Genomic DNA, 25752 nt, shown 5'->3' on the forward strand with positions numbered 1-25752 from the left:
TAACGCCACGCGAGTGTTCTCTCGCGTTATCTTCTTCAATACAGACTTTCGCTAGCTGCCAGGATCTTCTCCGGGGCGGTTTTTCGTCGTTTGCGCTTTATCCACAGGCGCCGGCTCGCCACCGATATACAGCCGAACAATTTCATCGATCTCCCCGGACATCTTCATCCGCGCCAGGGTGCGCAGAATGCTCTGCACCGGGACCTGTGGGTCGTTGCGAACGTAGCAACCGAGGCTGTTTTCCTGCAGCACTGCCACGTTTTGCAGTTGCTGCTCCGGCAACAGGCGGTGATTGAACCAGTCCAGGCTCCATTGATTGCTGACGGCATAGCGATTGCGGCCGGCCAGGAGTTTTTCCAGCACTTGTTCCTGATTGCGTGCATCGTCGCGCTGCAGTTGGCCGGTGTCGAACAGCGGCTGCAGGGTCGGGTAGCTGTAGCCCAGCACCGTGCCAATGGGCTGTTGCGGCAAGTCGGCGGGTTTGACTGGGTCGGGCGGCGCATGCCGGGTGATCAACACGTCAGGTTGAGTGAAGAGCGGGATGCTCCAGAGATATTCGTCAGATTGCTCGGGCAGCCACGATTGCGCGGCATAACAGCGGACATCGACCTCGCCTTGCTCCATGGCGTCTTGTATGCGCCTGCGGGGCAATACGTGGAATTCGGCCGGTACGCCGACCTGGGTCGCGAGGCTGAGCATCATGTCATACAGGATGCCCTGGGTCGGTTTGCCCCGTTCAAGTTGCACCATGGGCATGCTCCAGCTGTCGGTTATCACGAAGCGCAGCGGTGCTGGCGCCGCTGCGCTGTCCAGGCTGATCAACAGCAATGTCCCCAAGGCCAACCGCATAAACACTCCGTTAAATGCCCCCGATGTGCAGCTTAGCCACAATACACGAGCGCACCGGATGCAATTTGTGCCTTGCTCCGCTAGCATTAGCCGCTTCTGCTTCCTTCGCTGCGACGGTTTTCGATGAGTTATCAGGTTCTTGCACGTAAATGGCGTCCGCGCTCGTTCCGCGAAATGGTCGGCCAGACCCATGTGCTCAAGGCTCTGATCAATGCCTTGGACAGCCAACGGCTGCACCACGCCTACCTCTTCACCGGTACCCGTGGGGTCGGCAAGACCACCATCGCGCGGATCATTGCCAAATGCCTTAACTGTGAGACAGGTATCACTTCGTCCCCCTGTGGCGAGTGTTCGGTGTGTCGCGAAATCGACGAAGGCCGCTTTGTCGACCTGATCGAGATCGATGCCGCGAGCCGCACCAAGGTCGAAGATACCCGCGAATTGCTCGACAACGTGCAGTACGCCCCGAGCCGTGGGCGCTTCAAGGTCTACCTGATCGACGAAGTGCACATGCTCTCCAGCCATTCCTTCAACGCGCTGCTCAAAACCCTCGAGGAGCCGCCACCCTACGTCAAGTTCATCCTGGCGACCACCGATCCGCAGAAACTTCCGGCAACGATTCTGTCGCGGTGCCTGCAGTTCTCCCTGAAGAACATGACACCGGAACGGGTTGTCGAGCACTTGACCCACGTGCTGGGTGTCGAGAACGTGCCGTTCGAAGACGATGCACTGTGGTTGCTGGGCCGTGCTGCCGACGGTTCGATGCGTGATGCCATGAGCCTGACCGACCAGGCGATTGCCTTCGGTGAAGGCAAGGTCCTGGCCGCCGATGTGCGGGCGATGCTCGGGACCCTCGATCACGGGCAGGTCTACGACGTCCTGCATGCGCTGATCGAAGGCGATGCCAAGGCGCTGCTCGAAGCCGTCCGCCACCTGGCCGAACAAGGCCCGGACTGGAATGGCGTGCTCTCGGAGATTCTCAATGTGCTGCACCGCGTTGCCATTGCCCAGGCCTTGCCGGAAGGTGTCGATAACGGTCACGGCGACCGCGATCGTGTGCTGGCACTGGCCCAGGCCTTGCCGGCCGAAGACGTGCAGTTCTACTACCAGATGGGCCTGATCGGTCGCCGCGACTTGCCGCTGGCGCCGGATCCCCGGGGCGGTTTTGAAATGGTGTTGCTGCGGATGCTGGCGTTCCGGCCCGCAGATACCGCGGATGCCCCGAGGCAACCGCTAAAGCCAGTGGGGATCAGCCAGGCCACAGTTGATTCCGCAAACTCAGTGGCTGCCGCGCAGGTCGTTGCGCCGGTAGTCGCTGCGGCTGTTGCACCGATAGCGGCTGCGCCAGTGGCGGCTCCCGCGCCCGCACCGGAACCGGTGGCGCCGGTCGTTGTGCCGGAAGCTGCGCCTGTGCCTGTGGTTGAAGCGGCCGTGGTCGAGGAGGTGGTCGACTTGCCGTGGAATGACCCGGTCGCGCCTGCCCCCGTTCAGCAACCGGCGGTGGAGCCGGTGCTGGAAACCGCCAGCGAACAACCCGAATTACCGCCGATGCCGTTGCCGACGCCGGACAGCGTGGTGCCGGATGCCCCGGAGTGGGCCGCCGCGCCAATACCGGAGCCTTCGGTGGCCGACGTCGATGCCGCAACGCCGGGCATGGACCTGGATGACGAGCCGCCGCTGGACGAGGATTACATCGAGCCGGACATGGATTCGGCCTACAGTTACCTCGACGAACTGGCCAGCGAGCATGCCGCCGACCCGGCGCCGGAGCCCGAGCCTGAGCCCGCGGCAATGCCGGCCACTGGCCTCGCCCTGCAATGGCTGGAGCTGTTCCCGAAATTGCCGATTTCCGGCATGACCGGCAGCATCGCCGCCAACTGCACGCTGATCGCGGTGGATGGCGACAATTGGCTGATGCACCTGGACCCGGCCCACAGTGCCTTGTTCAACGCCACTCAGCAGCGTCGCCTCAACGATGCGCTGAACCAGTATCACCAGCGCACGCTGACCCTGAGCATCGAGCTGATCAAGCCCGAGCAGGAAACCCCGGCACAAGCGGCTTCGCGCCGCCGCGCCAACCGTCAGCGCGAGGCGGAGGAATCGATCCATGGCGATCCGTTCATCCAGCAAATGATGCAGCAGTTCGGTGCGGTGGTCCGTAACGATACTATTGAACCTGTCGACGCCCTGGTCACTCAGGGCTAATAACTGAAGGCGCTCGGCTACATTCCGCCGGGCGCTGTTTTGATCCAAGTACTTTAGAGGTGATTACCATGATGAAAGGTGGCATGGCCGGCCTGATGAAGCAGGCGCAGCAGATGCAGGAAAAAATGGCCAAGATGCAGGAAGAGCTGGCCAACGCCGAAGTCACCGGTAAGGCCGGTGGCGATATGGTCACCGTGGTGATGACCGGTCGTCATGACGTCAAGAGCGTGACCATCGACCCGAGCCTGGTTGAAGGCATGAGCGAAGACGACAAGGAAATGCTGGAAGCGGTTATCGCCTCCGCGGTCAACGATGCCGTGCGCAAGATCGAAGCCAACAGCCAGGACAAGATGGGCAGCATGACTGCCGGCATGCAACTGCCGCCGGGCATGAAACTGCCATTCTGATTCGCCTTCAGGCGGCAGATGAGCTACAAAAAATGCCAGGCATTGCGCCTGGCATTTTTGTTTCTGGCTGACAGAGATGCGGTGCCTGTGAAGTCGCCTTCGCGAGCAAGCCCGCTCCCACAGGGGATTGCATTCCAGATGTGGGAGCGGGCTTGCTCGCGAAGAATTCACCCGGTGCAACTGAAAACACATCGAACGCCATACCGCCACAAAGGTCTGCTCCCTATATCACCCAACCCCATCGATCACAGGAGACGCTGCCATGTCCGACCCCATGACCCTCAATCAACGCATTGTCCTGGCTTCACGCCCCGTCGGCGCGCCAACGCCGGAAAACTTCCGCATGGAGCGGGTGGCGTTGCCGGAGCTGGCCAACGGTGAGGTGCTGCTCAAGACCGTTTTCCTGTCGCTGGATCCCTACATGCGCGGACGCATGAGCGACGCTCCGTCCTACGCCGCACCGGTGGAAATCGGCGGAGTCATGACCGGGGGCGCGGTCAGCCGGGTCGAGCGTTCGCTCAATCCGAAGTTTCAGGAAGGTGACCTGGTGGTCGGTGCCACTGGTTGGCAAAGCCACAGCATCAATGACGGGCGCAGCATCATCCCGGTGCCGTCGGGATTGCCCAGTGCGTCGATGGCCCTTGGGGTGCTGGGGATGCCGGGCATGACCGCGTACATGGGCCTGATGGACATCGGCCAGCCCAAGGCCGGCGAAACCCTGGTGGTTGCAGCGGCCTCCGGTGCGGTGGGTTCGGTGGTCGGCCAGGTGGCGAAGATCAAGGGGCTGCGTGTGGTTGGCGTGGCCGGCGGGGCGGACAAGTGCCGTTATGTGGTCGACGAGTTGGGCTTTGACGCCTGCATCGACCACAAGAGTCCGGACTTTGCCGATGAGCTGGCCAAGGCCTGCGGCAAGGGCATCGACATCTACTACGAAAACGTCGGCGGCAAGGTCTTCGACGCCGTGGTGCCGTTGCTCAATCCCAAGGCGCGGATTCCACTGTGCGGCCTGATTGCCTCCTACAACGCCCATGAAGCGCCGAGCGGGCCGGATCGCCTGCCCCTGTTGCAGCGCACCCTGTTGACCAAGCGGGTGCGCATCCAGGGCTTCATCGTGTTCGATGACTATGGTGATCGCCAGCCGGAATTCCTTAGTGCCATGGCGCCCTGGGTGCGTGATGGCAAAGTGAAATTCCGCGAAGACGTGGTCGATGGCCTTGAACAGGCTCCCGACGCGTTCATCGGCATGCTGGAGGGGCGCAACTTCGGCAAACTGGTGGTTCGGGTTTCCCGGGACTGAGTAATTGACGCTGCAATTTGACGCTCAACCGAGGCGCGGGTATAAACCGCGTCTCGTTGTTTTGTCGGACTTTTCCACCATGAGCTTCAGCCCTTTGATTCGCCAACTGATCGACGCCCTGCGAATTTTGCCAGGCGTGGGTCAGAAAACCGCCCAGCGCATGGCGTTGCAGTTGCTCGAGCGTGACCGCAGCGGCGGCTCACGCCTGGCGCTGGCCTTGAGCCAGGCCATGGAAGGGGTCGGTCACTGCCGCTTGTGCCGTACGCTGACCGAAGATGATCTCTGTCCGCAATGCGCCGATACCCGTCGCGACGACACCTTGCTCTGCGTGGTGGAAGGCCCGATGGACGTCTATGCGGTGGAGCAGACCGGTTTCCGCGGGCGCTACTTCGTGCTCAAGGGGCATCTGTCGCCGCTCGACGGTCTGGGGCCGGAAGCCATCGGCATCCCGCAATTGATGGCGCGGATCGAAGAGGCTGGCACCTTCGCCGAAGTCATCCTGGCGACCAACCCGACCGTGGAAGGTGAGGCCACTGCGCATTACATCGCCCAGTTGCTCAGCAGCAAAGGCCTGATCGCCTCGCGGATCGCCCACGGCGTGCCGCTCGGTGGTGAGCTGGAACTGGTGGATGGCGGCACGCTGGCGCATTCGTTTGCCGGGCGTAAGCCGATTTCGCTCTGAGTTCATGTGGCGTCCATGCTGACGCCTTCGCGAGCAAGCCCGCTCCCACATTTGGAATGCAATCCCCTGTGGGAGCGGGCTTGCTCGCGAAGGGCGCACCTCGGTGTCGCTGATTCACACAATCCTGTTGTAAACCAAGCAAGCGCTCGGTTAACTTCACTGACCCCTTCAGTGGAGCTCGCCGATGTCTGCCTTTCAGGAATACTTCGACCCCAGCCACCAATTGGTCCGTGACAGCGTCAGACGATTCGTCGAACGCGAGATCCTTCCTGATATCGAGCAGTGGGAAGAAGCCGAAAGCTTTCCTCGCGAGCTCTACCTCAAGGCCGGCGCAGCGGGGATTCTCGGCATCGGCTACCCGCAGGCTTACGGAGGCAGCCATGAAGGGGATCTGTTCGCCAAGGTTGCCGCCAGTGAGGAGTTGATGCGCTGCGGCTCAGGCGGGCTGGTTGCCGGCCTGGGGTCGCTGGATATCGGCTTGCCGCCCATTCTCAAGTGGGCCCGGCCTGAAGTCCGTGATCGTGTGGTGCCGCAAGTACTGACCGGCGAAAAAGTCAGCGCCCTGGCCATCACCGAGCCCGGCGGCGGCTCCGACGTCGCCAACCTGCAAACCCGCGCCGTGCGTGACGGCGATTTTTACCGGGTCAATGGCAGCAAAACCTTTATCACCAGCGGTGTGCGTGCGGACTTTTATACCGTCGCGGTGCGTACCGGTGAGCCGGGGTTCTCCGGCATCAGCCTGTTGCTGATCGAAAAGGGCACGCCCGGATTCACCGTAGGACGGCAACTGAAGAAAATGGGCTGGTGGGCGTCAGACACCGCCGAGCTGTTCTTCGATGATTGCCCGGTGCCCGTGGGAAACCTGATCGGCGCCGAGAACATGGGCTTTGCCTGCATCATGGGCAATTTCCAGAGCGAACGCCTGGCCCTGGCTCTGATGGCCAACATGACCGCACAGCTGGCGCTGGAAGAGAGCCTGAAGTGGGCGCGCCAGCGCGAGGCCTTTGGCAAACCGATCGGCAAGTTTCAGGTGATCAAGCATCGCCTCGCCGAGATGGCGACCACGCTGGAGGTATCCCGGGAATTCACTTATCGCCAGGCGGCAAAGATGGCGGCGGGGCAGAGTGTGATCAAGGAAATTTCCATGGCCAAGAATTTTGCGACGGATACCGCAGACCGGATCGTGACCGATGCGGTGCAGATACTCGGTGGGCTGGGATACATGCGCGAGAGCCTGGTGGAGCGGCTGTACCGCGACAACCGGATTTTGTCGATTGGCGGCGGGACGCGGGAAGTGATGAACGAGATCATCAGCAAGCAGATGGGGCTTTGAGTTTTTTGCGGTGTAGCGACTGACGCCATTCGCGAGCAAGCCCGCTCCCACATTTGACTGCGTTCTGTCAGGAAGGATGCGTTCACTGTGGGAGCGGGCTTGCTCGCGAAGGCGTCAGTACAGGCGCCAGATTACTTATCAGTCAACGCAAACTGCGTCAGGCAGAACGTCGGAATGCCCATGTCCTCCAGGCGCTGCGAGCCACCCAGCTCCGGCAGGTCGATGATCGCCGCCGCTTCATGCACCCGTGCGCCCATGCGGCGGATCAGGTTGGCGGCGGCAATCAGGGTGCCGCCGGTCGCGATCAGGTCATCGAACATCACCACCGAATCCCCTTCGCACAGGCTGTCGGCGTGCACTTCCAGGAAGGCTTCGCCGTATTCGGTCGCATAGCCCTCGGCCAGCACGTCAGCCGGCAGTTTGCCTTGCTTGCGGAACAGCACCAGCGGCTTGTTCAACTGATAGGCCAGTACCGAACCGATCAGGAAGCCACGGGCGTCCATCGCGCCGATGTGGGTGAAGTCAGCCTCGACGTAACGGTGGGCGAAGCTGTCCATCACCAGGCGCAGGGCCTTGGGCGACTGGAACAGCGGGGTGATGTCGCGAAAGATCACGCCCGGTTTCGGGAAGTCGATGACAGGGCGGATGAGGGATTTGATGTCGAAGGAGTCGAAGACCATCGTCTAGGTGTCCTGGCAGGGCTGCAAACGACGCAGTATAACGGCGGCTGAACCGTTGCGCTCAGCCACGACGTTTTGTTTCAGCCGTCCAGTGAGCCACCGGCCAGGGCGCACAGCTGGATCGGGTCGATAATCCGGATTTCCTTGCCTTCTGCCGCAATCAGCTCGTTTTGCTGGAAGCGGGTAAAGACCCGGGACACGGTTTCCACCGCCAGGCCCAGGTAGTTGCCGATTTCGTTGCGCGACATGCTCAGGCGGAACTGATTGGCGGAAAAACCCCGGGCGCGGAAGCGTGCCGACAGGTTGACCAGGAAGGTGGCGATGCGTTCGTCGGCGGTCTTTTTCGACAACAGCAGCATCATCTGCTGGTCGTCACGGATCTCGCGGCTCATCACCCGCATCAACTGACGGCGCAACTGCGGCAGTTGCAGGGCCAGTTCGTCGAGGCGTTCGAAAGGAATTTCACACACCGAGGTGGTTTCCAGGGCTTGTGCCGACACCGGGTGCTTTTCGGTGTCCATGCCCGACAGGCCGACCAGTTCGCTGGGCAGGTGGAAACCGGTGAGCTGTTCTTCACCGCTGTCGCTCAGGCTGAAGGTCTTGAGGGCGCCGGAACGGACTGCGTAGACAGAATCGAAGGTATCGCCCTGGCGAAACAGAAACTCGCCCTTTTTCAGCGGCCGGCCGCGCTTGACGATTTCGTCCAGCGCATCCATGTCTTCCAGATTCAGCGAAAGTGGCAGGCAAAGAGGGGCCAGGCTGCAATCCTTGCAATGGGCTTGGCTATGAGCGCGCTGTTTTACTGGCTCGGACATTTCTTCAATCCTTGTGGGAATTCACACATAAGGCGTAAGGGTAACTCACCATAGGAGATCGAGGCCAGTCTGGGGCGCTAGCTTGCAGAATTAGATCACCCGTGAAAATCGCTGGCGGTTGTGTTGTTCCAGGTACGCGTCGAACACCATGCACACCGAACGCACCAACAGTCGCCCGGCGGGCAGGATGGTGATCCTGTCGCGATCGAGCTCGATCAGCCCGTCTTTGGCCATGTCTTGCAACTGAGGCCAGAGATCGCCGAAGTAGCCCTGAAAGTCGATGTTGAAGGCCTGTTCGATGTCGGAAAACTCCAGGCTGAAATTGCAGATCAATTGCTGAATGACCGCGCGCCGCAACCGGTCATCGGCATTGCACAGCAGGCCGCGGCTGGTGGCCAGTTGCATAGAAGCCAGGGTGTTCTGATAGTGGTTCAGGTCGCTGCTGTTCTGGCAGTAGAGGTCGCCGATCTGGCTGATTGCCGAGACGCCCAGGCCGATCAGATCGCAATGACCGTGGGTGGTGTAGCCCTGGAAATTGCGTTGCAGGGTCGATTCTTCCTGGGCTATAGCCAGCTCGTCGTCGGGCAGGGCGAAGTGGTCCATGCCGATGTAACGGTAACCGGCGTTGATCAGTTGCTCGATGGTGCGCTGCAGCATTTCCAGTTTCTGCGCGGGTGTCGGCAGTTCATTGCTGTTGATGCGCCGCTGCGGCATGAAGCGCTCCGGCAGGTGGGCGTAGTTGAATACCGATAACCTGTCCGGTTGCAGGCGGATGACTTCATCGACGGTGCGGGCGAAGTTCTCTGGCGTCTGTTTAGGCAGGCCGTAGATCAGGTCGATGTTGATCGAGCGAAACTGCAAGGTGCGGGCGGCGTCGATCACCGCGCGGGTTTCCTCCAGGCTTTGCAGGCGATTGACCGCTCGCTGCACCGCCGGGTCGAGGTCCTGCAGGCCGATGCTGACCCGATTGAAGCCCAGTTCGCGCAGCAGTCCCATGGTCGACCAATCGGCCTCGCGGGGGTCGATCTCGATGCCGTAGTCGCCGGAATCGTCGTCCAGCAAATTGAAGTGTTTGCGCAAGTGCGCCATCAGCTGGCGCAGTTCGTCGTGGCTGAGAAAGGTCGGCGTGCCGCCACCGAAGTGCAGTTGCTCGACTTTCTGTGTGGGGTCGAGGTGGCAGGCGATCAGCTGGATTTCCTGTTCCAGGCGCTGCAAATACGGCTGCGCCCGGCCGCGATCCTTGGTGATGACCTTGTTGCAGGCGCAGTAGTAGCAAATGTTCGCGCAGAACGGCACGTGCACGTACAGGGACAATGGACGTTGGGCCTTGCGGCTGTCGCGCAGGGCGTGAAACAGGTCGAAGGTGCCGACCTGGCTGTTGAATTGCACGGCGGTGGGGTACGAGGTGTAGCGGGGTCCCGCCAGGTCATAACGGCGGATCAGATCAGTGTCCCAACGAATGGCGTCGAGCATCATGCGGGCATTCCCCGGATAGGCTGGCAGTGTCGGCCACTTTATGCGAGGGCGGGGTGGGGCATCTTGACTTACATCAAGATCAAAAGATCGCAGCCTTCGGCAGCTCCTACAGGTGTACGCGATCCATGTAGGAGCTGCCGAAGGCTGCGATCTTTTGCTTTTAGTGCCCCATCAACCAATGCTGATGCGGCCCCGGCAGTGTCCAGAGACCAAACAGCATCACCAGCATCCCACCCGCCATGCGTACGCTGCGCTTGCGCAACACCGCGGTGACGCGCTCGGCAGCCAGGCCGGTCGCCAGCAGCACCGGCCAGGTGCCAAGCCCGAACGCAAGCATCAACAATGCACTGTCCAGCGCGTTGCCCTGGCTGGCCGACCATAGCAGGGTGCTGTAAACCAGGCCGCACGGCAGCCAGCCCCAGAGCGCGCCCAGCAGCAGCGCACGCGGAACGCTCGATACCGGCAGCAACCGGTTGGCGACTGGCTGGATGTGCCGCCACAAGCCTCGACCGAGGCTTTCGATGCGGGTCAGGCCGCTCCACCAGCCGGCCAGGTACAGGCCCATGGCAATCAACAGCAAGCCGGCGAGGACTCTCAGGAACATCGCCGCCGGGCTGCTGGCCACGGCCCATCCGGCCAGGCCGATCAACAGTCCGGCGCAGGCATAACTCAGAATCCGCCCCAGGTTGTAGGCCAGCAGCAGGCGAAAGCGGCGGCTGCGTTGCTCTTTGGGAATCGCCAGGGTCAGCGCGCCCATCAAGCCTCCGCACATGCCCAGGCAATGACCGCCGCCAAGCAAGCCGAGGATCACCGCCGATACCAGCAGTGGCGCCAGTTCAAGCATGGGGCGGGGCCTTGTCTTGTGGTTTGGCCGGTTGGCCGCTGGCTTCGTCGACGGCGGCGGTGTGGTTCGGGTCCTGGTCGTCGAACAGGATGCTGTGGGCCGGGCCGTCGAGGTCGTCGTACTGCCCGCTGTCGACCGCCCAGAAGAAGATATAGACGGCGATGGCCACGATCAGCAGCGCAGCGGGAATCATCACGTAAAGAGCTGGCATCTGGACTCCATGCCCGCGCGGCTCAGGCCGGCAGCGGGCGGGTTTCTGGCGGGGTGTCGAGGGCGCGCTCGCTCGGCATTCGAGTCAGGCGCAGCGCGTTCAGCACCACGGTCAACGAACTGATCGACATGCCTACCGCCGCCCAGACCGGAGTGATCCAGCCGAGGGCGGCGAAGGGCAACATGAGGCCATTGTACAACCCTGCCCACAACAGGTTCTCGATAATGACCCGACGGGTGCGCCGCGCCAGGCTGAAGGCTTGCACCAGCGCGTCGAGGCGGTTGGACAGCAGCACCGCATCGGCACTGGTTTTCGCCAGGTCGGTGGCCGAGCCCATGGCGACGCTGATATCCGCAGCCGCCAGCACCGGCACGTCATTGACGCCGTCACCCAGCATCAACACCTTGCGACCTTCCTTGTGCAGTTGTTGCAGGACTTGCAGTTTGTCGTCCGGGCGCAAGCCGCCGCGCGCTTCGTCGATGCCCAGTTCTGCCGCCACGCTGGCGACCATCGGCGAGCTGTCGCCGGACAACAACAGCGTGCGCCAGCCCCGCGCCTTGCACGCGGCCAGCAATACCGGCGCATCGGCACGCAAGCGATCATCGAGGACCAGCCAGGCCAGCGGCCCTTCGCTGTCGCCGAGCAGCAGCCATTGGCCGGCTTCTTCGGGCATCGGCGGCGCCTTGGCACCACTGAGTTCGCAGACGAATCCCGGTTGACCGATGCGCAGGCGTCGCCCTTCAACCAGCCCCTCCAGGCCAAGACCCGGGGTGCTGTGGACTTCTTCGGCCGCCATCGGCGCGCGTCCGAAAGCACGGGCGATCGGGTGTTCGGAACGGTTTTCCAGGGCGGCGGCGAGGCCCAGGCATTGGTCGCTGTCGAGGGCGCCGAGGGGGCGGATCGAGCGCAACGCCAGACGCCCTTCGGTGAGGGTGCCGGTCTTGTCGAAAATCACCGTGTCGATCTGGTTCAGGCCTTCCAGCACATGGCCGCGGGTCAGCAGCAGACCGAGCTTGTGCAAGGTGCCGGTGGCCGCAGTGAGGGCGGTCGGCGTCGCCAGCGACAAGGCGCACGGGCAGGTCGCCACGAGCATCGCCAGCACGATCCAGAAGGCTCGCGATGAATCCAGTTCCCACCACAACAGGCCAATGGCCGCAGCCGCAATCAGCGACAACAGCAGGAACCATTGCGCGGCGCGGTCGGCGATTTCCGCCAGACGCGGTTTTTCGGCCTGGGCACGGTCGAGCAGACGAACGATGGCCGAGAGGCGCGTGTCCTGGCCCAGGGCCTGGACCTCGATAGTCAGTGCGCCTTCGACGTTCAGGGTACCGGCGGTGACCGCATCGCCGAGGGTGCGAGGTTGCGGCAGGTATTCGCCGGTCAGCAGCGATTCGTCGATATTCGACTGGCCGTCGAGGATCTTGCCGTCGGCCGGGAGAATGGCGCCTGGATGAACCAGTACCTGATCACCGATTCGCAGTTCGCTGAGCAAAATGCGTTCGCTCTGGCCTTCGGGGGTCAAGCGCAGGCACGAGGCGGGCAACAGATTCACCAGCTGCGCGGTGGCGGCGGCCGTGCGCTCACGGGCGCGCCGCTCCAGGTAGCGCCCGGCCAGCAGGAACAAGGCAAACATGCCGACGGCATCGAAATACAGCTCGCCCACCCCGGTGATCGAGGTCCAGATCCCGGCGACGTAGGCGCTGCCGATGGCCAGCGACACGGAAACGTCCATGGTCAGGTGGCGGGTGCGCAGATCGCGCATGGCGCCCTTGAAAAACGGTGCGCAGCTGTAGAACACGATCGGGGTGGTGAGGAACAGGGCGACCCAGCGCAGGATGGTGTGCAGTTCGGGACTGAGGTCGATGTTGAATTCAGGCCAGGTGGCCATGGTTGCCATCATCGCCTGGAACCACAGCAATCCGGCCACGCCAAGCTGGCGCAGGGCCAGGCGGTTTTCGCCGGCCAGCTGTTCGCTGGCGCGGTCGGCCTGATAGGGGTGTGCGGCGTACCCGATGTGGCGCAGTTCGCTGAGGACCCGGCTCAGGGGTAATTGCGCGTCGCTCCAGCGCACGTGCAGGCGATGGTTGGACAGGTTCAGGCGCGCTTCGGCCACCGCCGGCAAGGTGCGCAGGTGTTTCTCGATCAACCAGCCGCAGGCGGCGCAACTGATGCCTTCCATCAACAGCGTGGTTTCGGCCAGTTCGCCATCGTGACGGACAAAGGGCTGCTGCACATCGGCGCGGTCATAAAGCGCCAGTTCGTCGACCAGTTGTACCGGCAGCGCCTCGGGGTTGGCCGAGGCTTCGCTGCGGTGCTGGTAATAGCTATCCAGGCCGCCCGCGACTATGGCCTCGGCCACGGCCTGGCAACCCGGGCAGCAGAACTCGCGGGGCTCCCCGAGTACGACGGCGGTGAAGCGACTGCCGGCCGGGACGGGCAGGGCGCAGTGGTAGCAGGGGAGTGGGGTGGTGGTCATGGAGTATTCACTAGTACTGCTGAATCTCTGGCGTCTGATAGGGCCTCATCGCGAGCAAGCTCGCTCCCACAGGGATCATAGGTGTACTCAGGTTCTGAGCACGGCGGTGATCAACTGTGGGAGCGAGCTTGCTCGCGATGCGCGAAGCGCTGCTTTATTTCTTCAGGTCTTCGGCACCTTGCAACGGTTCGTCACCGAGCAGCAGATCCTTGTCATGGTTGACCAGTTCTTCTTCGAACATGCGCCAGATGTGCTCGTCCTGGGTGCCGAGCAATTCGACAAAGCGTCGGCCTTCGATCTTGTCGCTCAATTGGCCGATGTAGCGACCCTGTTCGGTTTCGCTGCGGGCCAGGGTGATCTTGCGATCCTTCTCCGGCTGGGTCGGCGAGATCAGGTTCAGCTCCAGGGTTTTCGGATGGCTGTCGCCGCTCAGTCGCAGGTCAACTTCGCCGGTCACTTCATCGAGATGAATACTGGCGCGCATTTTCAGGTTCTGGGCCAGCAGCTCACGGTCGAGGGAGCGGTTGATGCCTTTGCCGGCCTCGTAGTAGTTGTCGTTGACCAGGTTGTCCGGGTTCTTCACTGCGATGGTCACCATGGACAAGGTCAGGGTCACCGAGCAGGCCAGGATCCCGATGATGATCCACGGCCAGAGGTGCTTGTACCAGGGGCTTGCGGCAGTTGCTGCGGGCATGTTCAGTTCTCTCAACGAATTTGTGGGCCGATGAACCGGCTCTTGGCTTCAATGTGGATGCTGTCGTCGTCGGCATCCTTGAGGATGAATTTCACCTCGTTGGTGCTCGACGGCAGTTTTTCCGGCGCGACGGACAGCTCGGCAGGCTGGCTGACGATCTCGCCGGCCGCGACCTTGATCTCGCGCCGGCCCTGCAATTTGAGATCCGGCAGGCCGGAGGCTTCGAGCAGGTAGGTATGGTCGCGCTGGTCCTTGTTCATGATTTTCAGGCTGTAGACGTTTTCGATCCGGCCTTCGGCGTTCTCGCGGTACAGCACGCGGTCCTTGCTGACATCGAAACCCACCAGCGCACGCATGAAAAACGCGGTCACCAGCAAGCTGATCATCGCCAGCAGTACCACGGCATAACCGATCAGGCGTGGACGCAGTTTATGGGTTTTCTGCCCGGACAGGTTGTGTTCGGTGGTGTAGCTGATCAGCCCGCGCGGGTATTCCATTTTGTCCATGATGGCGTCGCAGGCATCGATGCAGGCGGCGCAGCCGATGCATTCGATTTGCAGGCCGTCGCGGATGTCGATACCGGTCGGGCAGACCTGGACGCACATGGTGCAGTCGATGCAGTCACCCAGGCCCTGGGCTTTGTAATCGATGCCCTTCTTGCGCGGGCCACGGCTTTCACCGCGGCGCGGGTCGTAGGAAACGATCAGGGTGTCCTTGTCGAACATCACGCTCTGGAAGCGCGCGTACGGGCACATGTAGATGCACACCTGTTCGCGCAACCAGCCAGCGTTGCCGTAAGTGGCGAGGGTGAAGAAACCGACCCAGAAGTAAGACCAGCCATCCGCCTGACCGCTGAAGAAGTCGAACACCAGTTCGCGGATCGGCGAGAAGTAACCGACGAAGGTCATGCCGGTGACGAAACCGATCAACAGCCACAGGCTGTGCTTGCTGAATTTGCGCAGGAACTTGTTGGCGCTCATCGGCGCCTTGTCGAGCTTGATGCGCTGGTTGCGATCACCTTCGGTGACTTTTTCGCACCACATGAAGATCCAGGTCCAGACGCTTTGCGGGCAGGTATATCCGCACCAGACCCGTCCGGCATACACCGTGATGAAGAACAGGCCGAACGCGGCGATGATCAGCATGCCGGACAGCAGGATGAAGTCCTGGGGCCAGAAGGTGGCGCCGAAAATGAAAAACTTGCGCTCCGGCAGGTTCCACCAGACCGCCTGATGACCGCCCCAGTCCAGCCACACCGTACCGAAATACAGCAGGAACAACAGGGCACCGCCGGTCATCCGCAGGTTGCGGAACAGGCCGGTGAAGGCGCGGGTGTAGATTTTTTCCCTGGCGGCGTAGAGGTCGACGCTGTTGTTCGCGTTCTTGGTGGGTGGAGTGACGTCGTGTACCGGAATCTGGTTGCTCATCATTGCATCCCACGGCAGTGGAAAAGTGCCTCGGTCAGTACGTGCCGACCGCGGTCAAAAAGGGGTGTTGCAGTGGCGCAATGATACGCCTGTCGCTCTAGCCTGCGGGTGCGACCTTTGGTCGCGTTGGGTAAAAATCATGAATGGTGTAGCGAATGTAACAAAACGTGATCTGAGTCAATTGACTTGTGAAGTATGGATGGTTTTCAGCAAGGCCGCGCGGTTAGTGTGAACAAACAGTCCGTATCGGCGAGGGGGCGGATATCAGTGGGTTGATGCGCGGGAAATATCTTAACTTGACTGTTCTGGTTTGATCGTTTGATGTTTTGTTTTCTGTCTAATGATTTAAGAAGGCGGATAGGTTTTATTCGTGAAGAATATATTTTTAACTTTGGTCATGCTTTGTGATTATTTGTAGATGGATATTTTGCTCTTGATTTAATAGGTTGTTAGTGCGGCGGTAATAAATTTTATTGCGCGTCGTATACGTTGTAAGTGTCTACTTAAGGATAAGTAAAAATGTCTATTAATGATAAAGATTGCACTCGAGCAACTCAGGCTGCTGGACCAATTACTGTCGAAGCTCATAAGCCAGGTGCAGACTGCACGATTCCGGCACCCGCTACGACTGTCGATACGGTGGAGCCGACTGCGCAAAAACTCCAGGCAAAACGATCTTCAGACAAAAAGAAAGGGACTGGCGGTCTGGACAGTTTGGGTGGCGGTAACCTTCCTTGATTACAGCTAATACACATGAATACGAAGTGTATTCATGAGATTATAAAAAATCACTTCGATAACTAAAGTGGCGAAGCCGTTTTGATTAGTTGATCGAAGGGGGCGTGAAAAATAATAACCGGGAGGGCTTGCCAGCAAGTCCACGGAGCTGTGCGCAAATAAGTGTGCATGGACTTGAAATGAAAACGGCCCCGCCAATGTGATTTGGCGGGGCCGTTTTTTGTTGCATCAAGCCTTTGCCTTACTCGGCGTCCGCTGCCTTCTCACCGTGAGACAGGCTGTAGACGTAAGCGGCCAGCAGGTGAACCTTGTCGTTACCTTGCAGTTGCTCTTGCGCAGGCATCTGGCCCTGACGGCCGTAGCGGATGGTCTGCTGCAGTTGAGCGAAGCTCGAACCGTAGATGAACGCTGCCGGGTGAGTCAGGTTGGGGGCGCCCATCGCTGGGGTGCCTTTGCCTTCCGGACCGTGGCACGCCACGCAGTTGGCGGCGAACAGTTTCTGCCCGGCAACCGGGTCGGCCTTGGCGCCTTCCGGCAGCTTGCGGCCATCGAGGTTGGTCAGGACAAACGCGGCCACGTCGGCCACGCCTTGCTCGCCGATCACTTCAGCCCACGCCGGCATCACCGCATGACGGCCGCCCATGATGGTGGTCTTGATGGTTTCCGGCTCGCCACCCCAACGCCAGTCGGCGTCGGTCAGGTTAGGGAAGCCATAGGCGCCCTTGGCGTCGGAACCGTGGCAGACCGAGCAGTTGGAGGCGAACAGGCGGCCACCCATCTTCAGGGCTTGCGGGTCCTTGGCCACTTCTTCGATTGGCATGGCCGCGAACTTGGCGAAGATCGGACCGAACTTCGCGTCCGACTTGGCCATTTCCTTTTCCCACTCGTGGACGCCGGTCCAGCCGGTCTGGCCGTTGGCGAAGGGGGTCTGCTTCTCGTTGTCGAGGTAGCCGTAACCCGGCAGCAGGCCTTTCCAGTTACCCAGGCCCGGATACAGCGCCAGGTAGCCCAGTGCGAAGATGATGGTGCCCACGAACAGCATGAACCACCATTTCGGCAGCGGGTTGTCGTACTCCTCGATCCCGTCGAAGGAGTGCCCGACCGTCTCGTCTGTCTGCTCGGTGCGCTGGCCCTTGCGGGTCGACAGCAGCAGCCAGGTCAGGGAAAAGATCGTACCGAGACTGAGGACTGTGACGTACAGACTCCAGAATGTAGTCATTCTTTGTTACTCCTAGAAGCTTGCTCGACGTGCTTGATGGCTTCGGGATCATCCGCGAAAGGCAGCAAGGTCGCGTCTTCAAACTCCGACTTGCGCTTGGGACTGAACACCCACAGTGCCAGTCCGATGAAGGCCACCATCACGACAACGGTGCCCAGGCCACGAATCATCCCGATATCCATCTAATTCACCGTTTGCTTTTGATGATGGTGCCCAGGCCTTGCAGATAGGCCACCAGCGCGTCCATTTCGGTTTTGCCCTTCACGGCATCCCTGGCGCCGGCGATGTCTTCGTCGGTGTAAGGGACGCCGAGCGTGCGCAACACTTCCATTTTCTTGGCGGTGTCTTTGCCGTCGAGCTTGTTTTCCACGAGGAACGGGTAGGCCGGCATCTTCGACTCGGGCACGACGTTGCGCGGGTTGTACAAGTGCGCACGCTGCCAGTCATCGGAGTAACGACCGCCGACACGGGCCAGGTCCGGACCGGTACGCTTGGAACCCCACAGGAACGGGTGGTCCCAGACGCTTTCACCGGCGACCGAGTAGTGGCCATAACGTTCGGTTTCAGCACGGAACGGACGGATCATCTGCGAGTGGCAGCCGACACAACCGTTGGCGATATAAACGTCCCGGCCTTCCAGTTCAAGGGCGGTGCGGGGCTTCATGCCCTCGACCGGCTTGTTGGTGACGTCCTGGAAAAACAGCGGAACGATCTGGGTCAGGCCGCCGACGCTGACGGCGATGACCATGAAGAAGGCCAGCAGGCCAATATTCTTCTCGACTGCTTCATGCTTCATCAGTGAGCTCCAACTACGACGATCTGTTCGGCGGCTTCGGCTTCAGCCGGGTTCGAGGCGCGTACGGTACGGAAGACGTTGTAGGCCATGAACAGCATACCGGTGGCGAAGAACGCACCGCCCAGGGCGCGAACGATGAAGCCCGGGTGGCTGGCTTGCAGCGCTTCGACGAACGAGTAGGTGAGGGTGCCGTCGTCGTTGATTGCACGCCACATCAGGCCCTGGGTGATGCCGTTGACCCACATCGAGGCGATGTAGAGCACGGTACCGATGGTTGCGAGCCAGAAGTGCGTGTTGATCAGGCCGGTGCTGTGCATCTGCGCACGACCGAACAGTTTCGGAATCATGTGGTAGATGGCGCCGATCGAGATCATCGCAACCCAGCCCAGGGCACCGGCGTGTACGTGGCCGATGGTCCAGTCGGTGTAGTGCGACAGCGAGTTGACGGTCTTGATGGCCATCATCGGGCCTTCGAACGTCGACATGCCGTAGAACGCCAGGGACACCACGAGGAAACGCAGGATCGGGTCGGTGCGCAGCTTATGCCAGGCGCCCGACAGGGTCATCATGCCGTTGATCATGCCGCCCCAGCTCGGTGCCAGCAGGATGATCGACATCGCCATGCCCAGCGACTGAGCCCAGTCCGGCAGTGCGGTGTAGTGCAGGTGGTGGGGACCGGCCCAGATGTACAGGGTGATCAGCGCCCAGAAGTGCACGATCGACAGGCGATAGGAGTAGATCGGACGCTCGGCCTGTTTCGGCACGAAGTAGTACATCATGCCCAGGAAGCCGGTGGTCAGGAAGAAGCCCACGGCGTTGTGGCCGTACCACCACTGGATCATGGCGTCCGTCGCACCCGAGTAGGCCGAGTAGGACTTGAACAGGCTGACCGGCAGCGACATGTGGTTGACGATGTGCAGCATCGCGGTCACGACGATGAAGGCGCCGTAGAACCAGTTACCCACATAGATGTGCTTGGTCTTGCGCTTGACGATGGTGCCGAAGAACACCAGACCGTAGGTGACCCAGACAATGGCCAGCAGAATAGCCAGGGGCCATTCCAGTTCCGCGTATTCCTTGGTGGTGGTGAAACCCATCGGCAAGGTAATGATCGCGCCGACGATCACCGCTTGCCATCCCCAGAAGGTGAAGGCGGCGAGGCTGTCGGAAATCAGTCGCGTTTGGCAGGTTCGCTGCACGACGTAATAAGAAGTGGCAAACAGTGCACATCCACCGAAGGCGAAAATCACCAGGTTGGTGTGCAGCGGGCGCAGGCGTCCAAAGCTCGTCCATGCCAGACCGAAGTTCAACTCCGGCCAGACCAGTTGCGAGGCGATGAAGACACCGAGCCCCATGCCAAGGATCCCCCAGACCACCGTCATGATGGCGAACTGGCGGACTACCTTATAGTTATAAGCAGTCGGACTGATTGCTGTGCTCATTCTAAGGTTCCACGGTTTGGGTGTTTTATTAGGATTAAAAATCGGCCGCAAGTATGGAGAAAGCAGGGGGTCATTGCAACGCGCCATGACCTGGGTCAATGCTTTCAAATGCTGATTCTGCGGCCTTTCCATGCGCCGCGTAGGGACAAAATTGCCCGCGGGCAAAACGTCCCGGCGGACTGATCAGGCGAGGGGGTCAGGTCGGATGTAACGGGGTGTGTTCAAACGCAACGTTTGGCTGACCGAAGGCAACTGGCGCGATAGCCGGTATCTACCAGCCTTTGCGGCCTGTCATCGGGCAGATTCGTCGAACACATCGTTCAGGGTCGACCTGGAACCGGCACCGGCCAGTCCGCATCGGGGGAAGCTTAGACCTGAATCCGGGGAACCGAAAGGAAGAGTCAAAGAGGGTGCGACAATGCGTCGCAAAGGGGCAGGGAACTGCCGCATCCGGGAGAATGCGGCAGCAGAGCGGTCGGGATTTATTCGCGGTTGTCTTCAGCCTGCAGGCGCTCGGTATTCAAACCGTGGGACAGGCTGTACACATACGCGGCCAGCAGTTGCACCTTGTCGTTGCCGAGCAGTTCGTTCTGCGCCGGCATATGGCCTTGGCGACCATGCCGAATCGTCTGTTCAAGCTGCGTCAGGCTGGTGCCGTAAATGAAGCCGGCCGGGTGCGTCAGGTTTGGCGCGCCCATGGCTTCGGTGCCCTGGCCGTTTGCCCCATGGCAAGCGACGCAGGTGGTGCTGAAGGCTTGCTGTCCGGCTTGCAGGTCCGCCTTGCTGCCTTCCGGCAACGGCAGGCCGGCCAGATCATGGCGCACATAAGCGGCGACGTTTTTCACACCGTCTTCCCCCAGGACTTCACCCCAGGCCGGCATCATCGCCATCCGGCCACCCATGATGGTGGTCTTGATGGTTTCTGCGCTGGCACCCCAGCGCCAGTCGCTGTCGGTCAGGTTGGGGAAGCCGAATGCACCCTTGGCATCCGAGCCGTGGCACACCGAGCAGTTGGAGGCAAACAGGCGACCGCCCATTTTCAGCGCTTGCGGGTCTTTGGCCACTTCTTCCAGTGGCATGGCCGCGAATTTGGCGAAGATCGGTCCGAATTTCGCATCCGCCCTGGCCATTTCCTTTTCCCACTCGTGGGCGCCGGTCCAGCCGTTCTCATAGCCGGGGAGGACGCCTTTCCAGTTGCCCAGGCCGGGATAGAGGATCAGGTAGCCGACGGCGAACACCAGCGTGCTGGCGAACAGCATGAACCACCATTGCGGCAGCGGGTTGTCGTACTCCTCGATGCCATCGAAGCTGTGGCCCATGGTCTGGTCGACGCTGCCCTTGGTCTCGCCCTTGCGGGTGCCGATCAGCAGCCAGGTCAGACCGATCAGGCTGCCGATGGTCAGTACGCAGATCCACGTACTCCAGAAGGTGGTCATGGCCGGGTACTCCTTGTTGCTGAATCTTCGGTGATGTCGGGTTGTGGTTCGTCGGCGAACGGCAGCAGGCGCGCTTCGGCGAATTCCGGGCCGCGCTTGCTGTTGAATACCCACAGCGTCAGGCCGACGAAGGCCACGAACACGACGACTGTGCCCAGGCCGCGGATCATTCCAGTGCTCATTTCAATGAACATGGCTCACCTCTTGCTCTTGATCGCAGTGCCGAGCACTTGCAGGTAGGCGACCAGTGCATCCATCTCGCTCTTGCCCTTGAGCGAAGCGACGGCGCCGGCAATGTCTTCGTCGGTGTACGGCACGCCCAGGGTGCGCATGGCCTTGATCTTGGTTTCGGTGTGGCTGCTGTCGAGTTGATTGGCCACCAGCCACGGGTAGGCGGGCATCTTCGACTCCGGCACGACGTTGCGCGGGTTGTACAAGTGCGCGCGGTGCCAGTCATCCGAGTAGCGCGCCCCGACCCGCGCCAGGTCCGGCCCGGTACGTTTCGAACCCCACAGGAACGGGTGGTCCCAAACGCTTTCGCCGGCCACCGAGTAGTGCCCGTAGCGCTCGGTCTCGGCACGGAACGGACGGATCATCTGTGAGTGACAGCCGACGCAGCCTTCGCGGATGTAGATGTCGCGGCCTTCCAGTTGCAGCGCGGTGTAGGGCTTCATGCCTTCCACCGGCTTATTGGTCACGTCCTGGAAGAACAGCGGGACGATCTGGGTCAGGCCACCGATGCTCACGGCCAGGATCATCAGCAGCAGCAACAGGCCGACGTTTTTCTCGATAGTTTCGTGTTTCATGGCGGACTCCTCAGGCCATCTGCGCGGCAGCGGCGACTTCGGCAGGCTGCGAGGCCCGCACGGTGCGCCAGGTGTTGTAGGCCATCAGGAACATGCCGCTGAGGAAGATCGCGCCGCCCACCAGCCGCACGACGAAGCCTGGGTGGCTGGCCACCAGGGTCTCGACGAAGGAGTAGGTCAGCGTGCCGTCCTCGTTCACCGCACGCCACATCAGGCCCTGGGCGATGCCGTTGACCCACATCGAGGCGATGTACAGCACGGTGCCAATAGTGGCGAGCCAGAAGTGCGCGTTGATCAGGCCGATGCTGTGCATCTGCTCGCGTCCGAAGACTTTCGGGATCATGTGGTACAGCGCGCCGATGGAAATCATCGCCACCCAGCCGAGGGCGCCGGCGTGTACGTGGCCGATGGTCCAGTCGGTGTAGTGGGAGAGGGCGTTGACCGTCTTGATCGCCATCATCGGCCCTTCGAAGGTCGACATGCCGTAGAACGCCAGCGACACCACGAGGAAGCGCAGGATCGGGTCGCTGCGCAACTTATGCCAGGCGCCCGACAGGGTCATCATGCCGTTGATCATGCCGCCCCAGCTCGGCGCGAGCAGGATCAGCGACATCACCATGCCCAGCGACTGTGCCCAGTCCGGCAGCGCGGTGTAGTGCAGGTGGTGGGGGCCTGCCCAGATGTACAGGGTGATCAGCGCCCAGAAGTGCACGATCGACAGGCGATAGGAATACACCGGGCGCTCGGCCTGTTTTGGCACGAAGTAATACATCATGCCGAGGAAACCGGCGGTGAGGAAAAAGCCCACGGCGTTGTGGCCGTACCACCATTGCACCATCGCGTCGGTGGCACCGGCGTACAGCGAGTAGGACTTGGTGAAACTGACCGGCAATTCCATATTGTTGACGATGTGCAGGATCGCCACGGTGATGATGAACGCACCAAAGAACCAGTTGCCGACATAGATGTGCTTGGTCTTGCGCTGCATGATCGTGCCGAAGAACACGATGGCGTAGGCGACCCAGACAATGGTGATCAGGATGTCGATCGGCCATTCCAGCTCGGCGTATTCCTTGGAACTGGTGTAGCCCAGCGGCAGGCTGATGGCCGCCAGCAGGATCACAAGCTGCCAGCCCCAGAAGCAGAACGCGGCGATTTTCGGTGCAAACAGTTGCGTCTGGCTGGTGCGTTGCACCGAATAGAACGAACTGGCGAACAGCGCGCAGCCGCCGAAGGCGAAGATCACCGCGTTGGTGTGCAGCGGGCGCAGGCGGCCGAAGCTGGTCCAGGGCAAATTGAAGTTGAGTTCGGGCCAGACCAACTGGGCAGCGAGAAAAACCCCGAGCCCCATGCCGACGATGCCCCACACCACCGTCATAATGGCGAATTGGCGGACCACCTTGTAGTTGTAGGCGGTACTGATAGAAGTGTTCATGGTTCCCCATCCACGGTTCAGCCGAAGTGAGCGCACTCGCGCAAGGCAGCGCACCCTTCGGCCGGAGTTATAGGCAGACTAAAAGCGAGGCAAGCATGGACAAAGGGCACAAGGCCGGTATTGACGGGGATCAATGGGCGCAGTGCGTGCGGGATCATGGATGGTTGTGGAATGCCGCCACTGGCAAGGCAGCGGCGACGCTGATCCTCGCCCACGGCGCCGGCGCACCGATGGACAGCGACTGGATGAGCGACATGGCTGCACGCCTCGCCGCACAAGGCGTCAACGTGTTGCGCTTTGAATTTCCCTACATGGCGCAGCGGCGCCTCGACGGCGGCAAGCGCCCACCGAATCCGGCGCCGAAACTGCTCGAATGCTGGCGCGAGGTGTATGCCCAGGTGCGACGCCATGTCACTGGGCCGCTGGCCATCGGCGGCAAGTCCATGGGCGGGCGCATGGCCAGTTTGCTCGCCGATGAGTTGGGCGCGGATGCGCTGGTGTGCCTGGGGTATCCGTTTTATGCGGTGGGCAAGCCGGAGAAGCCACGGGTGGAGCATTTGGCTGCTTTGAAAACCCGAACCCTGATTGTGCAGGGCGAGCGCGATGCGTTGGGCAATCGCGAGGCGGTCGAGGCTTACACGTTGTCACCGAGCATTGAGGTGTTCTGGCTGGCGGCGGGGGATCATGACTTGAAGCCGTTGAAGGCTTCCGGGTTTAGTCATGAGCAGCATTTGGCGGCTGCGGCGGGCAGGGTGGCTGGTTTTTTGTAAGAAGCAAGATCAAAAGATCGCAGCCTTCGGCAGCTCCTACAGGGGGAATGTGGTCCCTGTAGGAGCTGGCGCAGCCTGCGATCTTTTGACTTTGCTGTCAGCGGTTGAACCGCTCCACCAGCGAATACTGGGTATTCGCGGTTTTGGTCAGCTCTTCACTCAACAACGCCGAGTTCTGCGCCTGTTCCGAGGTCTGGTCCGCCAGCGCCGAGATGTTGCTGATGTTGCGGCTGATTTCTTCGGCCACGGCACTTTGCTCTTCGGTCGCGGCGGCGATCTGGGTGGTCATGTCGGTGATGTTGGCCACCGCTTCACTGATCCCCACCAGCGCCTGGTCCGCTTCCAGTACCCGCGCCACGCCTTCTTCCGCCTGACGATGCCCGGCTTCCATGGTTTGCACCGCAGTACCGGCGGTTTGCTGGAGCTTGGCGATCAGCGCATGAATCTGCCCGGTGGACTCGCTGGTGCGTTGCGCCAGCTGACGGACTTCGTCGGCCACCACCGCAAAACCACGACCCATCTCACCGGCGCGGGCCGCTTCGATGGCGGCGTTCAGGGCCAGCAGGTTGGTCTGGTCGGCGATGCCTTTGATCACGTCGACCACACCACCGATTTCGTTGCTGTCCTTGGCCAGCTGGGTCACGGTCACGCCGGTTTCACCCACCACCACCGACAGGCGCTGGATGGCTTCGCGGGTTTCCCCGGCGATGTCACGACCGCGACCGGTCAGCCGATTGGCTTCCTGGGTGGCGTCGGCGGTGCGTTGCACGTGGCTGGCGACTTCCTGGGTGGTCGCGGCCATCTGGTTGACCGCGGTGGCCACCTGCTCGGTCTCGACCCGTTGACGTTCCAGGCCGCTGGAGCTGTTGTGCGCCAGGGCATCGGACTGCCTGGCCTGCTCGGTCAAGTGCTCGGCCGTATCCTGCAGACGCGTCAGACAGGTTTTCAAGCGTGCTTCCTGACTGAGGATGGACATCTCCAGCTGCGCCTGGGCGCCGCGACTGTCGGTGTACATCTGTGCGATCAATGGGTCGGAGGTGGTCTGCTCGGCCAGGCGCAGCAAACGCTTGATACCGCGCTGTTGCCACTGCAGGCCCATCAGGCCCAGCGGCACCGAGAGACCAGCGGCCAGGGCAAAACCCCAATGGGAGTTCAGCGATGCACCGATCATGAAACTCAATTGGCTGACCAGGATGAACGGCAGCCAGTCCTGCAGGATCGGCAGCCATTTGTCCGAGGAGGGAATGGCCGACTTGCCCTGGTTGATGCGTTGGTAGAGCGCTTCGGCACGGCGGATCTGTTCGGCGGTGGGCTTGACCCGCACCGACTCGTAACCGACCACCTGATTGCCTTCGAAGACCGGTGTCACATAGGCGTTCACCCAGTAGTGGTCACCGCTCTTGCAGCGATTCTTCACAATGCCCATCCATGGCAAGCCTTGTTTCAGTGTGCCCCACATGTGTGCGAACACCGCGGCCGGGACGTCGGGGTGACGGACCAGGTTGTGCGGTGCACGGATCAGCTCCTCTCGGGAAAACCCGCTGATTTCGACAAAGGCGTCGTTGCAGTAGGTGATCATGCCCTTGGCATCGGTGGTGGAAATCAACCGTTGCTGGGCCGGGAAGGTCCGCTCGCGTTGTGTAATTGGCTGGTTGTTACGCATGGCTTTTTTAATCCGCAAGGCTTTCAAGTGCTGTATCGGCAAGACCGGCGG

25 protein-coding genes are annotated in these 25752 nt (G+C 61.2%); 7 read left to right on the plus strand and 18 right to left on the minus strand.

The window, feature by feature from the left end; translation table 11 throughout:
• Positions 1-51: 51 nt before the first annotated feature.
• Positions 52-849 carry an ABC transporter substrate-binding protein gene (locus tag KW838_RS18390; RefSeq protein WP_218502219.1) on the minus strand — a complete coding sequence of 266 codons (798 nt, stop codon included), beginning with the start codon at positions 847-849 and terminating at the stop codon, positions 52-54.
• 123 nt (positions 850-972) lie between these two features.
• On the opposite strand from KW838_RS18390, the gene dnaX reads away from it, so the two are divergent.
• The 5 genes from dnaX to KW838_RS18415 all read left to right on the plus strand — a co-directional run bounded on the left by dnaX (position 973) and on the right by KW838_RS18415 (position 6773).
• Positions 973-3054, plus strand: a complete 2082-nt coding sequence (dnaX, locus tag KW838_RS18395) for a DNA polymerase III subunit gamma/tau (protein ID WP_218502222.1) — start codon at positions 973-975, stop codon at positions 3052-3054.
• A gap of 68 nt (positions 3055-3122) precedes the next feature.
• Positions 3123-3461 carry a YbaB/EbfC family nucleoid-associated protein gene (locus tag KW838_RS18400; RefSeq protein ID WP_007971455.1) on the plus strand — a complete coding sequence of 113 codons (339 nt, stop codon included), beginning with the start codon at positions 3123-3125 and terminating at the stop codon, positions 3459-3461.
• A 262-nt stretch (positions 3462-3723) separates the two neighbouring features.
• Entirely contained in the window at positions 3724-4758 is a 1035-nt protein-coding gene (locus KW838_RS18405) for an NADP-dependent oxidoreductase (RefSeq protein ID WP_102698765.1), read from the plus strand.
• A 79-nt stretch (positions 4759-4837) separates the two neighbouring features.
• Positions 4838-5440 carry a recombination mediator RecR gene (recR, locus tag KW838_RS18410; RefSeq protein WP_008050204.1) on the plus strand — a complete coding sequence of 201 codons (603 nt, stop codon included), beginning with the start codon at positions 4838-4840 and terminating at the stop codon, positions 5438-5440.
• A 184-nt stretch (positions 5441-5624) separates the two neighbouring features.
• Entirely contained in the window at positions 5625-6773 is a 1149-nt protein-coding gene (locus KW838_RS18415; protein ID WP_218502223.1) for an acyl-CoA dehydrogenase family protein, read from the plus strand.
• A gap of 131 nt (positions 6774-6904) precedes the next feature.
• Here KW838_RS18415 and KW838_RS18420 read toward each other — a convergent pair whose 3' ends face one another.
• The 8 genes from KW838_RS18420 to ccoG form a co-directional block, all read right to left on the minus strand.
• Positions 6905-7453 (minus strand): adenine phosphoribosyltransferase, encoded by a 549-nt coding sequence (locus KW838_RS18420; RefSeq protein ID WP_003223345.1) that lies wholly within the window; start codon positions 7451-7453, stop codon positions 6905-6907.
• An 80-nt stretch (positions 7454-7533) separates the two neighbouring features.
• The gene (fnr, locus tag KW838_RS18425; RefSeq protein ID WP_104449746.1) at positions 7534-8268 is read right to left on the minus strand and encodes a fumarate/nitrate reduction transcriptional regulator Fnr; all 735 of its coding nucleotides are present in this window, start codon (positions 8266-8268) and stop codon (positions 7534-7536) included.
• Between the two features lie 90 nt (positions 8269-8358).
• Positions 8359-9741, minus strand: coding sequence for an oxygen-independent coproporphyrinogen III oxidase (hemN, locus tag KW838_RS18430; RefSeq protein WP_218502286.1), 1383 nt, complete (start codon positions 9739-9741; stop codon positions 8359-8361).
• Between the two features lie 163 nt (positions 9742-9904).
• Positions 9905-10588: a sulfite exporter TauE/SafE family protein gene (locus tag KW838_RS18435; RefSeq protein WP_218502224.1), complete on the minus strand. Its 684-nt coding sequence runs from the start codon at positions 10586-10588 to the stop codon at positions 9905-9907.
• The gene (ccoS, locus tag KW838_RS18440) at positions 10581-10799 is read right to left on the minus strand and encodes a cbb3-type cytochrome oxidase assembly protein CcoS (RefSeq protein ID WP_007971444.1); all 219 of its coding nucleotides are present in this window, start codon (positions 10797-10799) and stop codon (positions 10581-10583) included. The genes KW838_RS18435 and ccoS overlap by 8 nt, the downstream gene beginning before the upstream one ends.
• Positions 10800-10821: 22 nt before the next feature.
• The gene (locus KW838_RS18445) at positions 10822-13275 is read right to left on the minus strand and encodes a heavy metal translocating P-type ATPase (protein WP_218502226.1); all 2454 of its coding nucleotides are present in this window, start codon (positions 13273-13275) and stop codon (positions 10822-10824) included.
• A gap of 154 nt (positions 13276-13429) precedes the next feature.
• Entirely contained in the window at positions 13430-13969 is a 540-nt protein-coding gene (locus KW838_RS18450) for a FixH family protein (RefSeq protein ID WP_218502228.1), read from the minus strand.
• An 11-nt stretch (positions 13970-13980) separates the two neighbouring features.
• The gene (gene ccoG / locus KW838_RS18455; protein ID WP_102698758.1) at positions 13981-15396 is read right to left on the minus strand and encodes a cytochrome c oxidase accessory protein CcoG; all 1416 of its coding nucleotides are present in this window, start codon (positions 15394-15396) and stop codon (positions 13981-13983) included.
• Between the two features lie 519 nt (positions 15397-15915).
• Here ccoG and KW838_RS18460 point away from each other — a divergent pair.
• Positions 15916-16134 carry a hypothetical protein gene (locus tag KW838_RS18460; protein ID WP_218502230.1) on the plus strand — a complete coding sequence of 73 codons (219 nt, stop codon included), beginning with the start codon at positions 15916-15918 and terminating at the stop codon, positions 16132-16134.
• A 241-nt stretch (positions 16135-16375) separates the two neighbouring features.
• Here the strand turns inward: KW838_RS18460 and ccoP (KW838_RS18465) are convergent, their stop codons facing one another.
• From ccoP (KW838_RS18465) to ccoN (KW838_RS18500), 8 genes are all read right to left on the minus strand, one after another.
• Complete coding sequence (gene ccoP / locus KW838_RS18465; protein WP_218481482.1) at positions 16376-17353, minus strand: cytochrome-c oxidase, cbb3-type subunit III; 978 nt, start codon at positions 17351-17353, stop codon at positions 16376-16378.
• Positions 17350-17535, minus strand: coding sequence for a CcoQ/FixQ family Cbb3-type cytochrome c oxidase assembly chaperone (locus tag KW838_RS18470; protein WP_003175465.1), 186 nt, complete (start codon positions 17533-17535; stop codon positions 17350-17352). Before KW838_RS18470 ends, ccoP (KW838_RS18465) begins: the two co-directional genes overlap by 4 nt.
• A gap of 5 nt (positions 17536-17540) precedes the next feature.
• Entirely contained in the window at positions 17541-18149 is a 609-nt protein-coding gene (gene ccoO / locus KW838_RS18475; RefSeq protein ID WP_011333287.1) for a cytochrome-c oxidase, cbb3-type subunit II, read from the minus strand.
• Positions 18149-19591, minus strand: coding sequence for a cytochrome-c oxidase, cbb3-type subunit I (gene ccoN / locus KW838_RS18480; RefSeq protein ID WP_102698755.1), 1443 nt, complete (start codon positions 19589-19591; stop codon positions 18149-18151). Before ccoN (KW838_RS18480) ends, ccoO (KW838_RS18475) begins: the two co-directional genes overlap by 1 nt.
• Before the next feature lie 482 nt (positions 19592-20073).
• Positions 20074-21027, minus strand: coding sequence for a cytochrome-c oxidase, cbb3-type subunit III (ccoP, locus tag KW838_RS18485; protein WP_218502249.1), 954 nt, complete (start codon positions 21025-21027; stop codon positions 20074-20076).
• Positions 21024-21221 carry a cbb3-type cytochrome c oxidase subunit 3 gene (locus tag KW838_RS18490; protein ID WP_102698753.1) on the minus strand — a complete coding sequence of 66 codons (198 nt, stop codon included), beginning with the start codon at positions 21219-21221 and terminating at the stop codon, positions 21024-21026. Before KW838_RS18490 ends, ccoP (KW838_RS18485) begins: the two co-directional genes overlap by 4 nt.
• A 3-nt stretch (positions 21222-21224) precedes the next feature.
• Positions 21225-21833 carry a cytochrome-c oxidase, cbb3-type subunit II gene (ccoO, locus tag KW838_RS18495; protein ID WP_102698752.1) on the minus strand — a complete coding sequence of 203 codons (609 nt, stop codon included), beginning with the start codon at positions 21831-21833 and terminating at the stop codon, positions 21225-21227.
• Positions 21834-21843: 10 nt separating this feature from the next.
• Positions 21844-23268 carry a cytochrome-c oxidase, cbb3-type subunit I gene (gene ccoN / locus KW838_RS18500; protein WP_102698751.1) on the minus strand — a complete coding sequence of 475 codons (1425 nt, stop codon included), beginning with the start codon at positions 23266-23268 and terminating at the stop codon, positions 21844-21846.
• Positions 23269-23363: 95 nt separating this feature from the next.
• On the opposite strand from ccoN (KW838_RS18500), the gene KW838_RS18505 reads away from it, so the two are divergent.
• A complete protein-coding gene (locus KW838_RS18505; protein WP_256358889.1) occupies positions 23364-24038 on the plus strand; it encodes an alpha/beta family hydrolase in 675 nt (224 codons plus the stop codon).
• A 97-nt stretch (positions 24039-24135) separates the two neighbouring features.
• Here the strand turns inward: KW838_RS18505 and KW838_RS18510 are convergent, their stop codons facing one another.
• Positions 24136-25701: a PAS domain-containing methyl-accepting chemotaxis protein gene (locus tag KW838_RS18510; RefSeq protein WP_102698749.1), complete on the minus strand. Its 1566-nt coding sequence runs from the start codon at positions 25699-25701 to the stop codon at positions 24136-24138.
• Positions 25702-25752 lie beyond the last annotated feature (51 nt).

This window comes from Pseudomonas sp. PDM27 (assembly GCF_019219205.1).
Taxonomy (GTDB): domain Bacteria; phylum Pseudomonadota; class Gammaproteobacteria; order Pseudomonadales; family Pseudomonadaceae; genus Aquipseudomonas; species Aquipseudomonas laurylsulfatiphila.